The sequence below is a fragment of the Klebsiella sp. CN_Kp104 genome (assembly GCF_040064515.1).
Classification (GTDB): domain Bacteria; phylum Pseudomonadota; class Gammaproteobacteria; order Enterobacterales; family Enterobacteriaceae; genus Klebsiella; species Klebsiella aerogenes.
Genome location: NZ_JBEAII010000014.1, coordinates 1 through 7,880, shown reverse-complemented (window position 1 = coordinate 7,880; position 7,880 = coordinate 1). Strand labels below are relative to the sequence as shown.

Below are 7,880 nucleotides of genomic sequence, written 5' to 3'. Positions count from 1 at the left end.
GCCACTGTTGGTGATTAACGGACATGGTGACCTCGTTGTTGTAGGGTGCAGGAGAATCACTCCGGCAGTTTCGCCGGAGCGTCATATGTCTTATTGCTGTCGAAAATGTCGGTCGTTGAGGTACAGAGACTGGAAATGGGCGTAACGCAGCATTAGCGCCTGATGACGCTGCGGATCCGCCTGCCAGGTTTGCCAGATTTCCGGCTTATGACAAACGCTGGCCAGCGGCTTGCCCGCCGCCAGGCAGGCCAGCCGCGCCGCTCCGAGCGCGCCGCCGGTTTCCCCGCCTTTATGCGTCACCACCGGCATCGCCAGGATATCCGCCAGCAGTTGCGCCCAGAACGGACTGCGGGCGCCGCCGCCAACCAGTGAGCACTGGTCGATACGGGTTCCGCTCTCCTGCAACACGCGCAGGCCGTCAGCAATACCGAAGCTCACTCCCTCCAGCACCGCATATCCCAGTTGAGCGCGCAGGCTGGCATGGGTCATTCCCCAGAACATACCGCGCGCCAGAGGATCGTTATGCGGGGTACGCTCGCCGGAAAGATAAGGTAGGAAGTATGGCGCATTGGCTTTTTCGTCTTCGCTTAACTGGGCGACCTCCTCCAGCAGCGCCACTTCGGTGGTGCCGGTCAGACGACAGAACCACTGCAGACAGCTGGCGGCGCTGAGCATCACGCTCATCTGGTGCCACAGGTTCGGCAGCACATGACAGAAAGCATGCACCGCCGACTGCGGCGCCGGACGATAGCGATCGGTGACGACAAACAGTACGCCGGAGGTACCCAGCGAGATAAAAGCGTCTCCCGGCGACACCGCGCCAACGCCAATCGCGCTGACCGCATTATCGCCGCCGCCCCCCGCCACCAGCACCGAAGGATTAAGCCCCCAGCGTTCGGCAATGTCTGCCGCCAGCGTGGCGGAAACGTCGCATCCTTCCACCAGTTCCGGCATTTGTTGCCGCGTCAGGCCGCACTTCTGCAGCAGCGCGTCGGACCAGTCCCGCCGCGCAACATCCAGCCACAGCGTCCCGGCGGCATCCGACATATCGGAGACTTTTTTGCCGGTCATCTTGTAGCGCAGAAAATCCTTCGGCAACAGCACGCAGGCGGTACGGGCAAAATGCTGCGGTTCGTGACGCCGCACCCACAGCAGTTTCGGCGCGGTAAACCCCGGCATTGCCAGATTACCGGCCACCTGATGCAGCTCCGGCGCCATCTCTTCAAGCTCGGCGCACTCCTGCGCGCAACGGGTATCATTCCATAAAATCGCCGGGCGAATCACTTCTCCGCTGGCATCCAGCAGTACGGCGCCGTGCATCTGTCCGGAAAGGCCGATGGCTTTAATTGCCGACCAATGGCTCGCGCACTTCTCGCGCAGAGTGGCAATCAGGTATTCCGTCGCTTCCCACCACGCCTGCGGCGATTGTTCTGACCATTGCGGATGCGGCCGTTGGATGGTCAGCGGCGCGCTATGGCTGGCGACGACCGCATTATTTTCATCCAGCACCAGCGCTTTAACTTCCGAAGTGCCGAGATCGATACCTAAATACATAGCGCCTCCTGCTGGGTCAACGCGTAGACGGCGGCGATTTGCTCACGCAGCAGCGCCTGAAAATCCGCCGATTCCGCCAGCTCGCCAAACAAGGCTTTATCAGCAGCGTACCGGGCAATCGGATCAGGCGAATTAAACATGGCATGCACCGCGGCCTCATCGAGAATTCCGTCCTGGTACTGATACGGTAAAGCCCCTTTATGCCACTGCTGCATAAAGACAAAGAACAGCGCCGGCAACATAGCGGTAGCCTGCGGGCGCACGCCGCGCTGGTAGCACTCCTGCAGGGTTGGGGCAATCATCGCCGGGATTTTTGAGAATCCATCGGCTGCCACCCGCTGGTTGGTGTCCTGGATATAGGGATTGGTAAAACGCTTGAGTACCACGTCGCGATAGGTTGCAAGGTCGATGCCGTTATCACCCAGACACGGGATCACATCTTCGCTGACGTAACGGTCAGCAATGGCGTAGATGGCATCGGTAAGCGTACTCTCGTGAATATATTGCTGGCCCAACAGGGTTCCCGCCCAGGCGATACAGCTATGTGACGCGTTAAGAATGCGAATCTTCGCCTCTTCATAGGGGATAACCGACGCCACCATCTCCACGCCCACCGTCTCAAGCGCCGGGCGCTCAGCGCGGAAATTATCTTCCACTACCCATTGAATAAAGGTTTCGCCCATCACCGGCGCTTTATCATCGATGCCGGTTTGCGCTTTGATACGTGGCGCCAGATCGGCGGCCGGGCGCGGCGTAATACGATCGACCATGGTGTTTGGGCAGGTCGCGTTCGCCGCCAGCCAGTCAATAACCTGCTGTTTACCGGTCAGTTGCAGAAACTCCACCAGCCCATCATGGAAACGTTCGCCGTTGTGGCGCACGTTGTCGCAGTTGAGCAGCGTCAGCGGACCCGCGTCGTCGGCGATGCGTTTTTCAAGAATCCGGGTGATGGTGCCATAAATGGTTTTGCAATCCCCCTGCAAATCGGCCTGCAGATCGGCGTTGCTGGTTTCCAGGCGATGCTGCGTATTGAGGTAATAACCCCCTTCCGTCACCGTGAAAGCAATGACTTTAGTCTGCGGGTTCGCGCCTTCATCAATCAGCGGCTGCAGTCCCGCCTGCCACGGCAGTAATTTTTGAATTGAGGCGATCTCTTCATATTCGCGCTCCCCTTCCGGGCTCACCGTCTCGAGGACGTAGCGTCCTCTCTGCTCCGCCAGCGCCTGCACCACGTGCTCGGCGTCGTTACGAATATTTCCCGCCGCGATATGCCAGCGCGAATCGCCGGAAACCCGCAGTCGATGCAGGTACCACGCCTGATGGGCGCGATGAAAAGAACCGAGACCGATGTGAAGCCATGTGAATTGCGTATTCATGTTCTGCTCTCCTTGAGGTGATGCGGCTCACTGTAGATGATCATTTGAATCAAATAAGAGCTACGGATCACAAAAGAGCAATTACCCATTTAAATTACAAATGACCAAAACAGAGCAAAAGCTTGCCTGTTTGGAAAACCGCAGCCAAAATGCGGGTATCTGCGCTACTGCGCCCGCATATTTAAGGCAGGACACCGTGAGTAAAGAAGACGACATCAGGCTGGATCAGAAGGTCCGCGCCGCATGGATGTACTACATTGCCGGTCAGAATCAGAGCGAAATCGCCAGCCACCTTGGCACCTCAAGGCCGGTGGTCCAGCGCCTGATCGCCGCGGCGAAGGAAGAAGGTATTGTGTCGATTGGCTTGCATCATCCTGTGGCGAACTGCCTCGATTATGCGCAGTTGTTGCAGGAAAAGTATCAACTCATCGAGTGCAATATCGTGCCGACCTACAACGAAGAGAGCACGCTGGATAGCGTTTCTTTCGGCTGTTATCAGCTGATGGCCCGCTACCTGCAGAGCGATAACGCCAAAATAATCGGCATTGGATCTGGATTAACGCTGAAAAAAACCATCCAGCGCATTGATTTCGATAGCCCAAACAGCCGTTGCGTGGCGCTGATTAGCGCAATGAACGATGAGGGGAAATGCAACTACTACGATGATGTGCCGTTGCTGCTGGCGCGGAAAATTCAGGCCAACTACTATCAGTGGCCCGCGCCGCGCTACGCGCAAACCCGTCAGGAACACGAGATGTGGTGCGGCAGCCGCCTGTTCAGCAATGTTTCTGCCGCAGCGCAGCAGGCGGACGTTATTTTCGTCGGTATCGGCCCGTTGGGTACCCAAAGCCCGATCTTCAAAGACGGGTTTATTAATAAAGTCCAACTGGATGAACTGACGGCGCGCGGCGGCATCGGCGAGATCCTCGGCCGCTTTATCGATGCCGACGGCGGCGTCGTCGACAGCGAAATTAATCGGCTGATCACCAGCTACGATATCCGCCAAAACCAGTGCCCGCGAATAGCCGTCGCCTGTGGCGAGAACAAGCGCCCGGCGATCCTCGCGGCGTTAAAAGGCGGCTGGATTAACGGCCTGGTGACCGATGAACATACCGCCCGCTGGCTGCTGACGCGCTAGCGCCAGCGGCTTTTCACGCCAGATGCTCGCGGCTGCTAATCAGCAGCGGCGGGATCTCTACCCGCTGCTGGCTGGCTTCACCTGCGTCGATGATATTGAATACCGCTTCCAGCATCGCCGGGACGTTCTGCTGCACCATGTCAATATCGTGACCCAATAGATAAACAAATGGGTCCCAGTCAAAACAGCCCATCGGCGGCTGCTCGACGCCGGTCAGCCCCAACTGCGCAAGCCATCTCACCACCCCTTCCAGCGAGATGGTCGAGTTAACGAAGAACCCCTGCAGATGTTCATCGGCGCTTTTGAAACGCGCCTGCATGCAGGCTTCCACTTTGCCTTTTGAATAGCCCGGAGAAAGAATATTCTCTTCCGGCACGCTCATGCCGCGCGCCTCATGAGCATCGCGAAATCCGCGCAAACGCTCCAGGGTGTTGTGGTCGCTGCTGCGCCCGCCGACAAAAAACAGCGGCGCCAGTTTGCCGTGGCGATTGAGACTGTTATCAAGAATTTTATCGGTCAACGCGCGGGCGCCCGCGTAGTTGTCGGAGATCACCGACGGTGCGGTGGAGCCCGGTAGGTCAAGGTTGACCGTCGGCACCCCCGCCTGCTGACATAGCTCGGTAATTTTATCCGGATTAGTCGCCCCGGTCGCCACCACCCAGTCTACCTGCCAGGAGAGCATCGCTTTCACCGCTTCGATTTCCAGCTCTGGACGACGGCGAGTACAGGTAATAATCGGCAGCAGGCCGCGCTCACGCGCCATCTCTTCAAAGCCTTCCGCCACGGAACCAAAATAGCGGTTGTCGTATTTGGGGACAATCATCCCGATGACATGCGATTTTTTACTGCGCAACATGCTGGCCTGGCGATTAATCGCGTAGCCCTGCTCTTGCGCAATCCGCGTCACTTTTTCCGCAAGTTTGGCGCTGATACGGCGTTTTTTCCAGTTGCCATTGAGGATCGCGCTCACCGCGCTTGCCGAAACGCCGGATAATTCCGCCAGATCGTAGATAGTGATTTTTTTCATTTTCCCAACTTGCGTCACAAATTCATTTCGCTGTTAATTTCCCCACTTGCTCAATCGATGAAGCTGGCGCAACATTAGCTTCATCGATTGAGCAACCATGACGCTCGCTAGCGTATACACTCAATAATCATTCAGACATCAGCAAATTGAAATAAATGGTGCTGATATTCAATAGCTTAACTTAGTTACTCCTGCTCTGACAGGCCAGATTGTTGTAGCAGGTAACCGCTCCTCAAGCTCGTCGAGACCAGCTTGAAGAGCAAAACAGACAACATGAAGGATTATAAAATGAACCACTCCGTATCCTCTATGAATACTTCTCTTAGCGGCAAAGTCGCCGCGGTCACCGGCGCTGCTTCCGGCATTGGTCTTGAATGCGCGAAAACCCTGCTTGGCGCGGGCGCGAAGGTGGTTCTGATCGACCGTGAAGGCGAAAAGCTCAACAAGATTGTGGCAGAGCTTGGCGAAAACGCTTTTGCCTTACAGGTCGATCTGATGCAGGGCGAGCAGGTGGATAAGATCATTGACGGCATCCTGCAGCTTGCCGGACGTCTCGATATCTTCCACGCCAACGCCGGCGCTTATATCGGCGGCCCGGTCGCCGAGGGTGACCCGGACGTCTGGGATCGCGTGCTGCACCTCAATACTAATGCCGCCTTCCGCTGCGTGCGTAGCGTGCTGCCGCATATGATCGCGCAAAAATCCGGCGATATTATTTTCACCAGCTCCATCGCCGGCGTGGTACCGGTTATCTGGGAACCTATCTATACCGCCTCAAAATTCGCCGTACAGGCGTTTGTTCATACCACCCGCCGCCAGGTTTCCCAACACGGCGTCCGTGTCGGCGCGGTACTGCCTGGCCCGGTGGTCACCGCCCTGCTCGATGACTGGCCGAAAGAGAAAATGGAAGAAGCGCTGGCCAACGGTAGCCTGATGCAGCCTATCGAAGTTGCCGAATCGGTACTGTTTATGGTCACCCGTTCGAAAAACGTCACCGTACGTGACCTGGTTATTTTGCCTAACAGCGTTGATTTATAACCCCTGGTATCGGTGACTAAAAGGACGATTTTATGAATGGCGAGACTCAAACCATTATCGGCGTCGATGTTGGCTCCGGCAGCGTGCGCGCTGGGGTATTTAACCTCAGCGGCGAACTACTGGCCCACGCCACCCGGGAGATCACCCTCTTCCGCAGCGCCGGCAGCGTGGTAGAACAATCCAGCCGCGAAATCTGGCAGGCGGTTTGCGACTGCATTAAACGCGCGGTCGAAAAGGCCGCCGTCTCTCCGCACTCGGTTGCCGGTATCGGCTTCGACGCCACCTGCTCGTTGGTGGTAATCGGTGAGAATGACGCGCCGCTGGCCGTCGGCCCCAGCGAAGAGGCGGAACGCAATATCATCGTCTGGATGGATCACCGCGCCACCGAACAGGCGGAACGCATCAATGCCACCCGCCATCCGGTGCTGCAGTACGTCGGCGGGACTATCTCCCCGGAGATGGAAACGCCGAAGCTGCTATGGCTGAAAGAAAACCGTCCGCAGATTTTTGCCGCCGCGCGCCATTTCTTCGACCTGGCCGACTATCTCACCTGGCGCGCGACCGGCGATCTGGCCCGCTCCGTCTGTACCGTCACCTGTAAATGGACCTATCTTGCCCATGAAAAACGCTGGGATGCCGACTACTTTCGCCAGATTGGCCTCGCAGAGCTGGCGGAGGAAGACTTCGCTCGTATCGGCCAGCGCATTGTCGATCCGGGTACGCCCTGTGGTGATGGGTTAACCGCGGCGGCGGCTGAAGAGATGGGCCTGCCTGTCGGTACGCCGGTGGCGGTCGGGATGATCGACGCCCATGCAGGCGGCATCGGCACCGTCGGCGTACTCAACGGCGCGGTGAATAATATGGCCTACGTCTTCGGCACCTCCTCCTGCACCATGACTACCACCGAGAAAGCGGTGTTCGTTCCTGGCGTCTGGGGGCCTTACTATTCGGCGATGGTACCGGGTTACTGGCTGAACGAAGGCGGACAAAGCGCCGCCGGCGCGGCTATCGACCAGTTACTGAGCTTCCATCCGGCAGCGGCAGAAGCGCGTGAACAGGCCAAAGCCGCCGCCGTTCCGCTGCCGGTCTGGCTGGCGGATCGCGTGCTGGCGCAGGTTGCCTCGCCGTCGGAGGCGGTGCAGCTGGCTGATGGACTGCATGTCGTGCCGGAGTTTCTCGGCAATCGCGCGCCGCTTGCCGACCCCCACGCGAAAGCGCTGATTGCCGGGCTGGGGATGGAGCGGGATCTTGATAATCTGACCGCGCTGTACGTCGCCGGATTATGCGGAATTGGCTACGGCCTGCGGCAGATCCTCGATGCCCAACGCGCCTGTGGTATTGAGAACGAAAATATCGTTATCAGCGGCGGCGCGGGTCAGCACCCGCTGGTACGCCAGCTGTTGGCCGACGCCTGCGGCGTGACCGTGGTCAGCACAGCCAGTAGCGAACCCGTATTGCTGGGTTCCGCCATCCTCGGCGCCGTCGCGGGCAACGTCGCCGCCTCGCTACCGGACGCCATGAAGCGGTTCACCAGAGTGGATAAAACCTATCGTAGCGAAACGGCGTTTAGCTCGCTACATCAACGCAGGTATGAGGCCTACAAAGCGCTACAACAGGCCGGTCGGCTAATCCGCGAATAACATACCTCTTTAATTTAATAACAATAATGCTCCGCTGTTGTGCAGCGGAGCCGCTCCTCTGCATCCTGAAATCGAGGTTAACATGTCCGTTAATAACCAACAGTGGT

Annotated in this window: 6 protein-coding genes; 3 read left to right on the top strand and 3 right to left on the bottom strand. The window is 57.9% G+C overall.

Annotated elements, in window-relative coordinates; translation table 11 throughout:
* Positions 1-90: 90 nt before the first annotated feature.
* Entirely contained in the window at positions 91-1,554 is a 1,464-nt protein-coding gene (gene xylB / locus ABLU80_RS13415) for a xylulokinase (protein ID WP_063446121.1), read from the bottom strand.
* Positions 1,545-2,930 (bottom strand): D-arabinitol 4-dehydrogenase, encoded by a 1,386-nt coding sequence (gene dalD / locus ABLU80_RS13410; RefSeq protein ID WP_045367816.1) that lies wholly within the window; start codon positions 2,928-2,930, stop codon positions 1,545-1,547. Before dalD ends, xylB begins: the two co-directional genes overlap by 10 nt.
* 196 nt (positions 2,931-3,126) lie before the next feature.
* Between dalD and ABLU80_RS13405 the strand changes: the two genes are divergently transcribed.
* Positions 3,127-4,068, top strand: coding sequence for a sugar-binding transcriptional regulator (locus tag ABLU80_RS13405; RefSeq protein ID WP_015365774.1), 942 nt, complete (start codon positions 3,127-3,129; stop codon positions 4,066-4,068).
* Between the two features lie 13 nt (positions 4,069-4,081).
* On the opposite strand, the gene ABLU80_RS13400 is transcribed toward ABLU80_RS13405, so the two are convergent.
* Positions 4,082-5,095, bottom strand: coding sequence for a substrate-binding domain-containing protein (locus ABLU80_RS13400; protein WP_020078320.1), 1,014 nt, complete (start codon positions 5,093-5,095; stop codon positions 4,082-4,084).
* Between the two features lie 288 nt (positions 5,096-5,383).
* Between ABLU80_RS13400 and ABLU80_RS13395 the strand changes: the two genes are divergently transcribed.
* Entirely contained in the window at positions 5,384-6,133 is a 750-nt protein-coding gene (locus tag ABLU80_RS13395) for an SDR family oxidoreductase (RefSeq protein ID WP_015365771.1), read from the top strand.
* Between the two features lie 32 nt (positions 6,134-6,165).
* Positions 6,166-7,773, top strand: a complete 1,608-nt coding sequence (locus tag ABLU80_RS13390) for an FGGY-family carbohydrate kinase (protein WP_047080546.1) — start codon at positions 6,166-6,168, stop codon at positions 7,771-7,773.
* Positions 7,774-7,880 lie beyond the last annotated feature (107 nt).